The organism is Methylobacterium sp. ARG-1, assembly GCF_001262595.1.
GTDB lineage: Bacteria > Pseudomonadota > Alphaproteobacteria > Rhizobiales > Beijerinckiaceae > Methylobacterium > Methylobacterium brachiatum.
Map to the genome: position 1 here is coordinate 55,460 of NZ_LHCD01000015.1, position 13,781 is coordinate 69,240.

Annotated in this window: 12 protein-coding genes; 1 reads left to right on the forward strand and 11 read right to left on the reverse strand. The window is 69.3% G+C overall.

Annotated elements, in window-relative coordinates:
• Position 1: 1 nt before the first annotated feature.
• A complete protein-coding gene (locus AKJ13_RS15445; protein ID WP_050734142.1) occupies positions 2-1,582 on the reverse strand; it encodes a hypothetical protein in 1,581 nt (526 codons plus the stop codon).
• Positions 1,582-7,194 (reverse strand): hypothetical protein, encoded by a 5,613-nt coding sequence (locus AKJ13_RS15450; protein WP_050734143.1) that lies wholly within the window; start codon positions 7,192-7,194, stop codon positions 1,582-1,584. The genes AKJ13_RS15445 and AKJ13_RS15450 overlap by 1 nt, the downstream gene beginning before the upstream one ends.
• 65 nt (positions 7,195-7,259) lie before the next feature.
• On the opposite strand from AKJ13_RS15450, the gene AKJ13_RS15455 reads away from it, so the two are divergent.
• Positions 7,260-7,598: a DUF4156 domain-containing protein gene (locus AKJ13_RS15455; RefSeq protein ID WP_050734144.1), complete on the forward strand. Its 339-nt coding sequence runs from the start codon at positions 7,260-7,262 to the stop codon at positions 7,596-7,598.
• On the opposite strand, the gene AKJ13_RS15460 is transcribed toward AKJ13_RS15455, so the two are convergent.
• From AKJ13_RS15460 to AKJ13_RS15500, 9 genes are all read right to left on the reverse strand, one after another.
• Entirely contained in the window at positions 7,595-7,870 is a 276-nt protein-coding gene (locus tag AKJ13_RS15460; RefSeq protein WP_050734145.1) for a hypothetical protein, read from the reverse strand. The genes AKJ13_RS15455 and AKJ13_RS15460 overlap by 4 nt on opposite strands.
• Before the next feature lie 101 nt (positions 7,871-7,971).
• Positions 7,972-8,460, reverse strand: a complete 489-nt coding sequence (locus AKJ13_RS15465; RefSeq protein ID WP_144426265.1) for a hypothetical protein — start codon at positions 8,458-8,460, stop codon at positions 7,972-7,974.
• Positions 8,461-8,501: 41 nt separating this feature from the next.
• Complete coding sequence (locus AKJ13_RS15470) at positions 8,502-8,984, reverse strand: hypothetical protein (RefSeq protein WP_050734147.1); 483 nt, start codon at positions 8,982-8,984, stop codon at positions 8,502-8,504.
• Between the two features lie 98 nt (positions 8,985-9,082).
• Positions 9,083-9,499 (reverse strand): hypothetical protein, encoded by a 417-nt coding sequence (locus tag AKJ13_RS15475; RefSeq protein WP_050734148.1) that lies wholly within the window; start codon positions 9,497-9,499, stop codon positions 9,083-9,085.
• A 6-nt stretch (positions 9,500-9,505) separates the two neighbouring features.
• Entirely contained in the window at positions 9,506-10,162 is a 657-nt protein-coding gene (locus tag AKJ13_RS15480) for a hypothetical protein (RefSeq protein ID WP_050734149.1), read from the reverse strand.
• Positions 10,162-10,815 (reverse strand): hypothetical protein, encoded by a 654-nt coding sequence (locus AKJ13_RS15485; protein ID WP_050734150.1) that lies wholly within the window; start codon positions 10,813-10,815, stop codon positions 10,162-10,164. Before AKJ13_RS15485 ends, AKJ13_RS15480 begins: the two co-directional genes overlap by 1 nt.
• Before the next feature lie 16 nt (positions 10,816-10,831).
• Entirely contained in the window at positions 10,832-11,173 is a 342-nt protein-coding gene (locus tag AKJ13_RS15490) for a hypothetical protein (protein WP_050734151.1), read from the reverse strand.
• A gap of 10 nt (positions 11,174-11,183) precedes the next feature.
• Positions 11,184-11,534 carry a hypothetical protein gene (locus AKJ13_RS15495; RefSeq protein WP_050734152.1) on the reverse strand — a complete coding sequence of 117 codons (351 nt, stop codon included), beginning with the start codon at positions 11,532-11,534 and terminating at the stop codon, positions 11,184-11,186.
• Positions 11,535-11,558: 24 nt separating this feature from the next.
• Positions 11,559-13,781: a hypothetical protein gene (locus tag AKJ13_RS15500; protein ID WP_050734153.1), complete on the reverse strand. Its 2,223-nt coding sequence runs from the start codon at positions 13,779-13,781 to the stop codon at positions 11,559-11,561.

The window sequence follows — 13,781 nt, forward strand, 5'->3', positions numbered from 1 at the left end:
GTCAGCCCCAGGCGCTGAATTCGATGGCGTCCGCCACCGCGTCATCGACGCGACCGATCAGGACGAGCGGCTTTGCGGTCTTCAGGAACCGGGTCATCTGCAAGGAGACGATGCTCCCCACCCGCAGGGTCGGAGCGAACGGATCCACGCCTCCCTGGCTGGGCATGTAGCCGGGGCCGAGCACGCTGACCCGGAACTGCCAGATGTCCCGGCGGACCCGGTAGATCGCGAGCCGGCGGGCGGCCTCGGCTGCCGCGTCCGCGGGCTCGGTCAGGCAGGTGTCGAAGGTCAGCTCCTTCGCCTGGAGGTGCATGACCTTCACCGAGGCATCCTCGGCCACCGATTCCTGCCACTCGAGCTGCAAGGCAGCGCGACGCGCTCCGGTCACGGCGCCGGCGAGCTGATCCTCCGTCATCGCGGTCGCCAGCTGCGCGTACCGGACCGTGCAGCGGTAGGCCGGGATGCCGCCGTTCTCGTCGTTCGGCGCCATGCGCTTGATGTCGCCGCGCAGCTGCCACTCGCGGAAAGCCGCAGCCGGAGCCTGACCGGCGGGCAGGTCCAGGCGGCCGACCACGAACACGCCCTGGGCGTTCGGGACCAACCATGCGCCCACCGACTGCAACATGCGCAGGATCGCCGTGAGCGCCGTGCGATCGTCGTTCACCCACAGGCCGCAGCTGGCGCCGTTGAGCGCGGTCAGGGCCGCGATGGACGCGCTGTCGAGGTCGGCCGAGACCATGTCGAGGTCGAACAGCATCTGCCGAACCAGGGACGCGCAGTCCCGGGGGCCGGCCGCGATCGCGTCCGCGGTGATGCCGAGCGCCGGGGTGCCGCCCAGGCGGATCAGCCCGAGCACCAGGCTGGTCGCGTACTGCCCCGGCGTCACGCTCGCCGACGTCAGAGCCGCCAGGTTCGCGTAGTCCCCATTCAGCGTCAGCGGCAGGCCGCCGTCGTAGACCTGGATCGAGGAGCACGGCCGGTCCGAGACCTGACGAATCAGGTTGAACGGGTTCACGTCGACCGGGGTCAGGTTCCGGACCAGGCCGTAGAGCCGAGGCTTCACGGTGTCCTTCAGCGTCACCGGGCCCTCCGCGGTCGCGCCGGCAGAGGTGGTCGTGCCGGCGTACCGGGTGGTGAGCAGGGGCTTGTCGAGGTCGGCCAGGCGGTCGTGGATCCGGAGCCGGATCGTCTTGAACACGTCGGTGATGTCGAGGCTCTCGATCGTGCCCCGGAGCATGATCGGCGCGTCCTTGTAGAGCCCCTTCGCCGCCCCGAAGATGTCCTGCTGGAGCACCCGGACGATCACCGGCCGGCCGTTGAAGCTGTAATCCGCCCAGTCGTCGTAGCGCCCGTGCGCGTTCGCTAGAACGATCTCGCCGAACGCGATGGTCGAGGCGCCCCCGGTGCTGCCCTCCGCGAAGAGGTGCCGCTCGAAGTTGGCCGGCGTCTCGAGCGACGGATGGAAGTGCTGGTGCGCCGGCAGATCGGCGGCACCGGTGTTGTAGGCGGCGCTGGCGGCATAGAACGTCTTGACGCCGCCAGCGCCGGTGTGGGCCTGCAGTTCGAGCGCGTAGATGGTCACTAGGCCACCTCACGCCGCGAGCTATCGCGGTTCCCCTTGGCCAGGGTCGATCCGACGTCCTTGACCGCCTGGATCGTCTGGAGGTGGCCCTCCTCGTCCACGCCTGTGTTCTCCTTGACGTCGTCGCGCAGGGCATCGAGGCGGGCACCGATCGCCTTCAGCTCGGCGAGCAAGGCCGCATCCTGGTTGACCGGAACCGCCACCCGCGGAGTGGCCGTCGGGGCGTCTGGGCCCACATCGTTCGCCGGGCTGACCGACGAGGCGTTCTGAGCCGCGATCATCGACGTCACGGTGTTCGACAGCGCGCTGCCGCCCGTCGCCGAGCCGATGTCGCCGAAGGCCTTCTGGCCGACCTGATCCGGCAGCTTCCCGAGCTGATCGTAGATCTGCTGAAAGATGTCCTGGAACGCCTGGCTCGAGGCATAGTAGACCTTGCCTGCGTCCAGCAGCGACTGCGCGTAGCCCGTGATGCCGCCGAGCGCGGTCTTGTCTCCGCCCTGGGCCAGCTTCAGCTGCTCGTCGTACTGGCTTTGGGCAGCCTTCAAGCGATCCTCGGGTGATAGTGGCGAGCTGCTGCCGGCCAGCATCTGCTCTAGGAACTTCTTGATGGTGTTGGCGAAGTCGTCGAAGGCGGCCTTCGCCTGCTTGTTGAAGTCCTCGATCACCTTCAGCCGCTCGGCCGCCTGTGCAGCCTCCAGCGACGTCATCGCCTCGCCGCCCGCCTTCGCCTCCTCGAGCCGCTCCTGGGCCGACCTCCGGTCGAAGGCAGCGAGCTGCCCGGCGAGCGTGTCGGTGTCGGTGTTCGCCGCGAAGAGCCGGTCCTCGTTGCTGGAGATCCGCGCCTTCACCGCGTCGCCGTAATCCTTCACGATCTTGGCGCGCTCGGCCTCCTGGGCGGCCGTCAGGTCGAGGATCGCCTCGCCGCCGGCCTTGATCTCCTCGGCCCGCTCCTTCTGGGCCTGCCGCTCGAACACGGCGAGCTGCCCCGACAGGCTGTTGTCGTTGGCCGCCGCGAACGTGCGATCCTGGTAGCCGGCGCGCCGCTCGGTGATCGCCTCGTTGTATTCGTCGACCAGCTTCTGCCGCTCGGCGTTCTGCGCGACCATCAACGCGGTCAGGGCCTCGCCGCCCGACTTGATCTCGGCGAGCCGCTCCGCCGCGGCGCTCCGATCGAACGCCGCCAGCTGCCCAGCCAGGTCCGTCGTGTTCGTGGCGGCGAACGTGCGGTCCTGGAACGACAGGATCCGCTGGTTCACGGCCTCGTAGTAGTCGCGGATGATCTTGGCCCGCTCCGCTTCCTGGGCCCGGGTGAGGTCGAGCATGGCCTCGCCGCCGACCTGTAGCTCGGCGAGCCGATCCTTCTCCGCCTGACGCTCGAAGGCGGCCAGCTGGCCGGCGAGCGTGGTCCCGTCGTTGCCCGCCGCGAACGCCCGGTCCTGGTATCCGGTCTGCCGGTCCCGCACCGCCTTGTAGTAGTCGTTGATGATCTTCTGCTGCTCAGCGCCCTGGGCCTGGAGGAGCGCCGCCATGGCCTCACCGCCGACCTTGGCCTCCTCGACCTGCTGCTGGGCAGCCGTGCGCTGGAACGCCGCCAGCTTGCCGCCGAGCGTGCTCTCGTCGTTCGTCGCGGCGAAGGCGCGATCGTTGAACGTCCGGATCCGGTCGTTGACCGCATCGTAGTAGGCCTTAACGATCTTCCAGCGCTCGGCCGCCTGCGCCGCTTCGAGCTGCACGAGCGCGTTGCCGCCAGCCTTCACCTCATCCTGGCGCTCTTTGACGGCGTTGCGATCGAAGATGCCGAGCTGGGACGACAAGCTGTTATCGCTCTGCGCGGTCAGCTGCCGGGTGCCGAAGTTCTGGCGCCGGTCGTTCACGGCCTGGTTGTAGTCGAAGATCAGCTTCTGCCGCTCGAGGTCCTGCGTCGCGATCAGGTCGTCGATCGCCTGGTTGCCCTTGGCGCCCTCGGTCCAGCGGTCCCATTCCGCGTTGCGCTCGAACAGCAGCATCTTGGACTGGAGGCTGTTGTCGCCGAAGTTGATCGCGACGGCTCGATCCTCGTAGCCGCGCTTCCGGTCCCGGATCTCGGAGAGCTTCTGCGCGGCCTCCTGGGCGGCCTGCACCGCCTCCTGCTGCGCCTGGATCGCGGTCTTGCTGGTCTCGGCGCTGTACGCATGGACCACGCCGGCCAGCTGCGGGAACGCGCTGATCAGCTCGTTGAAGGCGTCGCCGACCAGCTGCGAGTTGTCGACGATCTTCTGGGCCGCGGCCGAGAAGTAATCGCCGACCTTGCTGCCGTCCTGGCCGAGCCGTGCGGCATCGTCGTTGAGGCTGGCGACCTCCTTTAGCAGGTCGGAGGCGTCGTTGAGATAGTCCTTGCCCTTGGCCGCGTTGATCTTTCGGTCGAGGTCCGTGTCGAACTTCTCCGCGAGCGCGGCCAGCGCCTTGTTGGTGCCGTCGTTGATCGCCTGCGCGGCCTGATCGGCGGAGAGACCGAGATCCTTCAGCACCTGGCTCAGGCCGGCGGCCGTGCCCTGGATGCGGTCGAACTCGGTCTGCGTCTCGGACAGCTGCGGGGTCGGGTTCAGGGCCGACAGCGCGCCCTGCACCGCGGCACCGCGGGCCGCCTGCGTAGCGGCGGGCGAGATCCGGCCGGCATCCGCGACGAAGCCCTTCAGCGCCTCACCGAGGGACTGGACCGACGACAGCGCCTGCGAGAACGGGCCGCTGGTCCCGAAGCCGGCCTCGACCTCGGCGAGGATGCCGTTGAACCCGTCGGCGAACTGCGCCGTCATGCGGGCCACATATGTCTGGTAGTCCTTCACCAGCTTGTCGGCGAGCGCCCGGTCCCCGCCGTCGCTGGCGGTCTTGGCCGCCTGGCGCATCTGGGCCTCGGCGTCGACGATCTGCTTGCCGACGTTGCCGATCGAGCCGCCTTCAAACTGGATGGCCAGCGCCTCGATCTGCGGGCGCGCCTGGTCGAGGGCTTCTTTCCGGGCCTGCAACTCCTGCTGAAGCTTCTTCTTCGCCTCCTTCTTGGCCTGGCTCTCACCGAACAGGCCGCCAAGGATGCCCGCAGCGCCACCGATCAACCCGCCGATCGGGCCGGCAGTGGCAAATCCAGCGAGCGCCCCACCGGCGGCGCCGATCAGCGGCGACTGGCTGCTGTAGCCGAGGGATCCACCGACCGCTGCCGAGGTGAGTCCCTGACCAAGCTGCGACGACAGGATCCCGCCGCCAGCCTTCTGCGGCTTCAGGGCGTCTCCCAGAGCCTTCCCAATGCCGGACTCTGCGCCGAGGCCGAGCGCGTTGGAGATCTTGTCGCCGTCGAACAAGCCGCCGAACAGGCCGCTGCTGGGCAGCGAAGGGCCCTGCGCGCCGGGCAGCGGTGAGCCCGCTGCGTTCGACCCTCCGCCGAGCAGGCTGCTGAAGTTGAAGCCGCCACCAAGCAGACCGCCGATTTGGCCCTTCTCCGTGGAGGCGGTGCCGAGCAGACCAGCCAACGGCCCCTCGCCGGAGATGATCGCCTTCAGGGCGTTGCTGCTCAGCGTCTTGGCCAGGCCCGTGAAGGCCTCGCTCATCTTCTTGCCGCCGAGGATCAGATCGTCGGCGAACTCCCCGAACTCGCTGGCGAGCTCGCGCTGTCCCTCCTTCATCTGTTCGTAGGCGCGCTTCGTCTCCTCCAGGCGCTTGGTGCTGGCGGCCAGGGTGTCGCCGAGCCGGTCCCATTCGGCGCGCATCTCGGCCGTGACCTCGGTGCCGTCCTTCTGGGCGGCACGGGCCAGCTGGTTGGCCAGCTTCAGTTTGATCACCGCGTCGGCATCCTTGCCGACGTACTGCGCCTCGAGGTCGAGCTCGGTGATGTGATCCTTCGTCTTCTGGATCAGGTTGTCGTAGGAGGACGCCGCATCGGTGGCGGCCTGCTTTGCCTGCTTGGCGCCGGCAGCTGCCCGCTCAAGTTTGCGGCCATCGACGACCGTCGAAACGTACCCCAGATCGCGCCCGGTGATCTTCTGCGGGGCGGGACCGGCGGCTTCAGGAGGCCCCTGCACCTCAACAGCGGCCTGCTGCTTGGCGATGATGCCGAGAGTGGACAGCAACGCCGTCGCCTTGCTGTATGCAACATCGAAGGCGCCACCGATCGAGGACAGGACCGCGGCTCCGAAGGCGGTGACCGCGGAGATGGCATCGTTCAGCGTCTGGACGAGGAACAGCACCGTCTGAAGGATCTTCAACCAGATCTCGTTCAGCAGGGTGGCGGCCGCGCTGAAATCGACGTTCACCGCCCAGGCGTCGCTGATCGCCTGCTTGGTATCCGAGATGGCCCGGTTCAGGGCCACGGCACGGTCGACCTGGTCCTGGTTCAGCACCTCCTTCTGGCTGGCCGCCTCCAGGTCGGCGCTGAGCTGTGCGATGGTGGTCTGCCCGGTACGGAGCCGCTCCATGAAGTCGGCGCCGAACACCGCGTCGCCGACCTTCAGGCTGGCGAGATGGAGGCCGAGCTCGTCGAGCTCCTTCATGCCGGCGACAGCGGCCTTGATGCGCTCCTCTGTCGTCGTGGCGGTGTCGGCGAGCGCGGTGGATTTCAGACCGCCCGCCCCAGCCGCCCCCGTCGCGGTGATGTCGTTCAACATCTTGGATAGGTTGTTGTTGTCCTGCCCCCAGTTCATCTTCAGAAAGCTTGTCGCTTTCGATAGCGCGGCATCCATCTGATCGCCGGTCGCCTGGATCTTCGGCCCGAGCGACTCGAAGCTCTTCAGGAACGCCGCCCCGACATCGAGCCTCTGCGCCTTCTCGCCGAGGTCAATCAGCCGCTGGAGATCCGCATACGCCTTGCTGAAGACGGCCGAGCCGACCTCGAACGCCACGAAGGCGGCGGCGATCGGCAGGAACAGCGGCGGGATCAAGGTGAGGCCGCGCGACAGCAAGCTCGTGGCGGTGGTGAAGCCGGCGACCTTCTCGGCATAAAGGCCCAGCCCACCGGCCGCAGCAGTGGCGCCGGTCGACAAGCCTGCCAGCCCACGTGCAGCCAGCGTGGCTCCAGCAACAACGGCCGGTCCCATGCCCGCGGCACCTTCGGCGAACGCCGCCGTCGAGGCGGACGCCGCACCGAGGGACCCGGCAGCTGAAGTCGCGAGGCCGGACAGGGCGCGAGCTGCCGCGACGCTTGCCGCCAGCACGAGCACCGGATGCTCGGCGATGGTCTTGCCGGCCGCCTTGAACACCTCGCCCTGGCGGCCCACCGCCGCGGCGTTGTCGTTGCCGGCCCGGGTTGCCGCCGCATAAGCGTCGATCGCCCGCAGCTGCGAGGCAGTGAGCCCGCCCGTGGCGGCCGCCGCAGCATTCTGGGCAGCCTCGGAGGCTGCAAGCGCGCGGTTCTCCGCCTCGATCTGGCGCTGGAGCTTCGCGGCCGCGGCCTCCTGGCTCGCCTTTGCCCGGGCGGCCCGATCCGACGCAGCGATGCCCTTGTCGTTGCTGGCTGCGGACCGATCCTGCGCACCCGAGAGCTTGTCGAGGGAGCCGGTGAGCTGATCCGCGCTCGCGCGAGCCTTGGCGTCGCCCTCCGAGGTGTATCGGAAGACCCACTCTTCGACGTGCTGTTCTGCGGCAGCCATGGAGATCTCCAGGTGCGGCTACCCGCTCGTCGCGCTAAGAGGCGCGCCGGACACGGGAGGCTGGAATGGTGCGATGGGTCGTAGGTTCGCTGGCCTTGGCCTGCTTCGTGGCGGGCACAGCGCATGCTCAGACTGTCAGGATCGTCCGAGATCAGGCTGCCGTCGCGGGCTGCCAGCGCCTCGGCGAGGTGCGCGGGTCGTCGCTCGTTGGGGGTGCGCTAGGCGGTCTGGGCTACGACAACATGATCGCTGAGATGCAGGAGAAGGCCGCCGCCGTGAACGGCAACAGCCTCCTCCTGGTCGATACGCAAACAGGGATTATGGGCGCGAAGGGGATCGGAGAGGCCTACCGGTGCGAGGCGCCGGAAGAGGCATCGCCAAAGCGGCGCGGGCGCCGCGGCTAGCCCTTCCCGAACTTCGCCTTCGCCCGGGCCTTGAGATCGGACAGCACTGCCCGGACCCCGGCGATATCGTCCGCCGCGGCCTCGAACTCCGGCTCACCGTCACGATCGGCGGCGTTGCTGCGATGGTTGGCCAGCGTCACCATGTCGAGACGCTTCAGCAGGCTGATTTCCCAGGGCGTGGGCTCGACGCCGCTGAGCCGGGCCCACGCCTCGATCTCGCAAAACGATAGCGGATTGAGGCCGAAGCCGTTGCTGGTCCGGGCACTGCTCAACTCGCAGTACCAGCGCCAGACGTAGTCGAGGACGAACGGAGGCGTGCCCTGGTAGCCCTGGGACGCCGCGCTCCGTTCGCCGTGCTGGACCAGCTGCTCGGCTACGCCTTCAAGAAATTTGCCCGGTCCACGATGAAGGCATCGGCCTGCTCGCGCAGCCAGGGCAGTTTCTTGTAGGCCTCACGCGCGTTCTCGGGTGTGCATTCCTTCTCGCCACCGTCGAAGCCGATACCCTCCCAGGAGATCGTGCAGGCGACGAGCACCTCCAGGCGATCGGCCTCGATGCCCTCGGCGGTGGCGCGCACGCGGCGCCCGGTGGACGCAGTCGCGAGACGGCGGTTCGAGATGCGGCGGTCGGCCTTGCGATAGCGATCGCTGTCCTCACCGGCCAGCATCACCGAGATCGGCTTGCCGTCGCTTTGCACCAGGACGGCGCCGGTGGTCGGGTGCACGACCTCCATCTTCGCGCCGGCCTCGGCGCTCGCGGTGGTGTCGAGGGTCGAAAGATCCATGTCGAGATTCCTGTTCGTCGGGGATGCCGGGGTGCGGGTGGTGGACGTGGCGGCCCCGACAGCCGCCACGTCCGTCACTCACGCGCCGCCGAGGAGGGGGCGGCGGTCAGTGATCTGGATCAGGCGATGTTGCCGAGCTCGTCGAAGATCTCGGAGTTGATGCCAATGTTGAACGTGCGCTTGAGGACGTTGTCCGTCGTGCCCACGCTCTTCCGCTTGCTCATCACGAGGCCGGCGAAGTATTCGATGGTGTTCGGATCGCCATCGATCGGCGCGTCGGGTGTCTCGATGCGGAAGGCGAAGTTCGACTTCGACGCCTGCGCATCGACCATCGCCGCCTGACCGGCATCGCCCTGCACGACGCCGACGGTGACGGCCATGGTGCCGGCGTCGGCCTGGCCCTTCGCCTTCTCGACGCGGCCGCGGCCCACCTCGGAGAAGCTGACCGAGGAATTCTCGTCGCCGTAGTCGCCGAAGCTCTCGACCTTCTTGATCTCGACCCAGCCGGTGGTGATCGCCTTCAGGCTGACCAGCGTGACGTTGTCGGGATCGATGGCAGGGCCGATCCACATGCGAGTGCCGGAGGCGGTTTTGATCGCCATGACAGGTGTCCTTTGTAATTGTCACGGCTGCCCATGCCGCAGAGTTGTTCGGATCGACACGCGCTGGGCGGCGCGGCCATCACAATCCTTCGGGCGATCTATTCGGGATCGTCGAAGTGATAGGTGTACGGAACGATCACAGACGTCCGGAAATAGTTGCCGTCGTCATTGTCGTCGTTCATGAGCGGGGAAGTCGGCGTCAGGAACTCGACACCGTTGACCTTCCGCGATCGAAACAGCTTTGCGATCTCTTCGCCGCGTTCGAGCGGCCAGTCGGTGCCGTTCCCCCGCGCCGCGAGGATCACGACTCGCACCGCGCCCTCTTCGACGTAGGTTCGGCTGTGAGTGGTGCGGCTCTCGTTCGAGACCGGGAACTGCACCATGAGGTACGGCGCCGGCGCCGGCGGGGGCTTCTCCGGCCCGTTCGGGAAGACGATGACCGGTTTGCCTCCGGCCACAGGGGACCAGCCGGCGAGCACCTGCTTCACCGTCGCGACGACATGCTGCTTGGCCACGGGACCTCAGCGTAAGGTGACGGTGATGATCGGGACGCGCGTCGAGCGCTCCAGCTTCATGCCGGCGACGCGCACGGGCTGCTGGCGGAGCAGGGCGCGGGCCCCTCGGCCATGCGCGCCGGCGATGTAGTCGACGAGCGGCGACTCGTAGCCGAACCCGACGCTCACGCTGTTGCCGAACCGGCGCTCCCCCAGCACGGCCACCGCCTGGTAGACGCCGGTCGGCGCGCTGGAGGATTGCCCCTCCTCGATCTTCTTGGCGTAGGGCGCGAGGCTCATGAACACGTAGCGCGCAGCCGCGGGCGGGTTCTTCGGGTCGACCCGCTGCCCGTCGGCGAGCAGGATGTGCGAGGCAGCGAACCGGCCGGTCAGCCGAGGCGAGTGGGTGACGATCTGGTCGTAGATCCAGGCGAGCGCCTCGGTGACACGCGCGAACCGGAAGACGACCTCGCCCCGGTCCGGGTTGAGCCGGTCGAGCGAGGCATGGGCGCGCCCGTCCACCACCGTATCGTGCCCGGGCGGAAGGCCGGTTTCGGCGCGATAGGCCGCTTCCGCCCGCTGTGCAGCCTCGCGGGCCGCTGCGGTGACGATGAGGCGGCGCTTCTCGGGCGACAGCGCCTGCGCCACGGCGGCGCGGACCGACGCGCTGGATCCGGACGGCATCAGCCCCGCACCGTGCAGTCGTACGCGAGCAGCACGCCCGCGATCCGGTGCGTGTTGTCGTCCACGCTCTTGAAGGTGCGTTGCAGGCCGTTGATCCAGACGGTGTCCAACCCCCCCGTCTCGATCGGTGCCGGGAAGCCGCCGGCGGCCACGTCGGCAGCCAGCAGGATCACGCGGCTGTCGCCCTGGTTGATGCCGCCCACGAGCTCGCTGGGCGCGTAGCCGGTGACGATCGCCCGCACGTCGATTTCAGCGTCGTAGGAGGTGGGCGTGCTGTTCGGCGTGCTCCGCCGGAGCGACACGACCTCGCCGCGGCGCTCCATCTCGGCCGCATACAGGGCCGGCGTCGGCGCGGACTCGATCTCCAGGTGGACGTCGTCGACCGCGACCTCGGCAGCCTTGCGGATGGTGATCGCGAACTCCTCGCCATCCATGCGCAGCCGATCGCCGGTGGTGAGCCCCCGGGTGACGTCGCACGCGCGCACAGTCAGCTTGCCGCCGCGCCCCTGGAACGGCACGCCGACGACGCTGATGGTGACCGCGCGCTCGAACTGCAGGCGGGCCCACTGCACCGAGCCGAGCGGCTGATACGAGCCCGCGATGCGGCGCAGGAACTGCACCCGCTGATTCATGCTGCCGGCAGCGATGGGCATCGATCAGCCTGCCGCGCTACTGCGTTTGCTCGACGGAGAACGATCCGGTCGTGACCGTCTCGCGGAACCCGTCCGTGGTCCCATCCGGGAACGTGACGCGGCATTGGACCCAATAGGTCGCGAGGGCCTCGAGGGCCTCGGTCTCGGCCGGCCGCATCCGATAGACGATCTTCTTGCCGACCACCGTCAGATCGGCCTCGGTGATGGTCTTGATCGCTCGGCCGGCGCCCTTCCCATAGGTCAGGCGGACCTTGAGGCCGGTCGGATCAATCGCAGCGCCATCCGCATCGGCGACGTCGATCTCGATCAGGCGATCGTCACCGCGCCGGACCGAAAAAGGCGGGTTGTCGTAGGCCACCGAGCGAGCCTTACGCCGCGTCGGTCAGGGCAAGGTTCAGCGTCGCCGTGTAATCGCCGGCGCTCGTGTAGGCCTCATCCGGGCAGTCGAGCGGGCCGAGGAAGGTGCCGCCGGTCGCCGCCGACCACATGCCGAGCTGCACCACGGTCTTGCCGGCCGGAACAGTCTGCTTGGCGCCGACGCCCTGCTTGGCGCCGTTCGCCGTGGCGCCCCAGGTGACCGCGGCGCGAGCATAGCCGGTGCCAGTCATCTCGTTGGCGCCGGTGGTGCCCGGGTCGCCGGTGTGCAGCCCGACGAAGCCAGCCTGCGCGGCGAGCGCGTCCAGCATGGTGGCCTTCGCGGCATTGAGGAAGTTCGACATGGTGCTTTCCTTCTCCGTCTGTGCCTAAAGCCTGCCCTTGAGCACCGCCGGCCCTTGCCTGGCCCCGTGCAGAGAGGCTGACTGCTGCCGAGCGCCGAGCAGGGACGCCGGCGCGGCTCTCGTGCCCCGTAGCCGGATCGGCTCCGCGGCAATCGTCGTGTTCCCGTTGAGGCCGGTGACGCGGATCACAGCGGTCGCCGCGCCAGTCCCGAATGCACCCTTGCGGCCCCGCCCCATCGTCAGGGTCGCGGCGGTCGCCCGGCCTGGCCCGGTGATCGAGCGGCGGCCCGTGGCGGTGGTGGCCGCTGCGGCGCTCGCCGTGCCCACACCGCGGACCGACTTGCGCCCGGTGCCGGCGCCGGATGCGATGGCCGAGGCTGGACCGGCCCCGGCGGCCGAGTGAGCGCTGCTGGCTGACCCGGACCCGACGCCAACGGCCTGGCCAGCACCGGAGCTCGCCTTGCGCCCGCGTCCGGTGGCGGCAGCGGTGCCGGCGGCCGTGCCGGACCCGAAGGCCGACTTCCGGCCGGCTCCCGTAAGAGATCCCGTCGCCTGGGTCGCCCCGGATCCGGCACCGGCCTGCTGGGCGACTCCAGTCCCGGCGGTGGAGCCGGTCGCGGTTGCGTTGCCTGAGCCGCGGCGAGCCGTGTTGCCCGTTCCGACAGCGCCGGCGAAGGCATCGGCGGAGCCTGTCGCGCGGCGGGCGGTCGAGCCGCTGCCGGCAACCGCCGCTTGGGCCGAGGCCACGCCAGCGCCGGAGCGATGCGCGGTGCCGGTCCCGGTCGAGGTGCCAGTCGCGGTATTTGAGCCAGCGCCCGAGGTCGCGCGCCGCCCCGATCCCTGCGCTGCCGAGGCCGCGGAGGCCGTGCCGGCGCCGGTGACGCTCTTCCGGCCGGCGCCGAAGGTCGAGGCCTCAGCGCTGGCTTCACCCGTGCCGGCCCCAGGCTTATCCCCGACGCCGCTGGTCGACCCGGGCGACGTCGCTAGGCCGGAGCCGGAGCTCGCCTTGCGGCCCGACGCGGTCGAGGTGCCGGTGGCCGCGGCCAGGCCGCTGCCCTGCCCTGCCTTCCGGCCGGACCCGGTCGAGACCGCGGTGGCCGTGGCCAGCCCGTTGCCCTGGACCGATTTGACCGGGGCGACGGTGACGGTGGCCGCCGCGGTGCTTGAGGCGGAGCCCGCGCCGGCGGCGGCCTTGCGGCCCGCGCCCGTCTCCGCGGCGGTGGCCGTGGCGAGACCGCTACCAGGCGCGGCCTTCCGGCCCGAAGCGGTCGCCGCGGCAATGACCGTCTCGGTGGCCGATCCCTTACCGCCCTTCCGGCCTGTGCCGGTGCCAGCGCCGATCGCCGTCTCGGCGCCGGCGCCTCGAGCGGCCTTCTGTCCTGTGCCGGTAGCGTAGGCCGGCGCGGTCGAGGTGCCGGCGCCGGTGCGGGAATCCGTCGGCGTCGGCGTCGGCGTGCCGCCCCCGGTGTCCGCAACGGTCGGCGGAGCAGCGGCATACGGGTGGTTGGCCGGCAGCAGGGCCTGCAGCCCGTTGTTCCAGGCGCGGTAGCCCTGCCACTGCGCCAGTTCGGCGGCCGAGATCACGCCCGACCAGAGGATCGCTTCGGCGAATGCGCCCTTCGGCGAGTTGCCGCCCTGGCCGGTGCGCATGACGCCCAGCCGATCCATCTGGTACTTGCTCAGATTGGCGTGCGAGCTGCTGCCGCCGTCGACGCCGTTCAGAGCGGTCTTGTAATCCGTCAACGACGTCGGGACGCCGTCGATCATGGCCGGCGCCCCAACCGGGATCGTGGTCGAGGCCTGGTTGAACCCGTACCAGTAACTGAGCTTGCCGGGGCCGGAGATGAAGCACAGCGGGATGACGCCGGCGCTGTCGAAGGGGTCAGACCCGTTCGGCGTGATCAGCGAGATCAGCCGGCTGTCGTTGTCGTCCGCGTTCTGCCGGAAGACGGCGCCGGTGCCCAGCGGCAGGTTCGGCGGATAAGCCTGCCCCGCCGCGGTGCGCCAGCCGCCATTGCCGTTGCTCTCGATCCCGGGCTTGCCGGTCCCGAACGCATCCGGGTTCCACGTGAGGCCCGATCCCTCCAGGAAGAGGGTTCGCCCCTTGCCGGAACGGTCGACCCAGTTGCCCGGGACCCCGCCCGACAGGACGTCAGCACCGGGCGCGACAGCGCCAAACGGGTCCTTGGTCCGATACCACCCCTCGAGCGTGACGCTCTTGAGGTTGAGGGGAGTCCACAGGGCCAT

Bases quoted from the DNA above. Each gene is read 5' to 3' on its own strand.
- AKJ13_RS15480 (WP_050734149.1), bottom strand. From the start codon at position 10,162: ATGCCGTCCGGATCCAGCGCGTCGGTCCGCGCCGCCGTGGCGCAGGCG.
- AKJ13_RS15450 (WP_050734143.1), bottom strand. From the start codon at position 7,194: ATGGCTGCCGCAGAACAGCACGTCGAAGAGTGGGTCTTCCGATACACC.
- AKJ13_RS15495 (WP_050734152.1), bottom strand. From the start codon at position 11,534: ATGTCGAACTTCCTCAATGCCGCGAAGGCCACCATGCTGGACGCGCTC.
- AKJ13_RS15470 (WP_050734147.1), bottom strand. From the start codon at position 8,984: ATGGCGATCAAAACCGCCTCCGGCACTCGCATGTGGATCGGCCCTGCC.
- AKJ13_RS15485 (WP_050734150.1), bottom strand. From the start codon at position 10,815: ATGCCCATCGCTGCCGGCAGCATGAATCAGCGGGTGCAGTTCCTGCGC.
- AKJ13_RS15500 (WP_050734153.1), bottom strand. From the start codon at position 13,781: ATGGCCCTGTGGACTCCCCTCAACCTCAAGAGCGTCACGCTCGAGGGG.
- AKJ13_RS15455 (WP_050734144.1), top strand. From the start codon at position 7,260: ATGGTGCGATGGGTCGTAGGTTCGCTGGCCTTGGCCTGCTTCGTGGCG.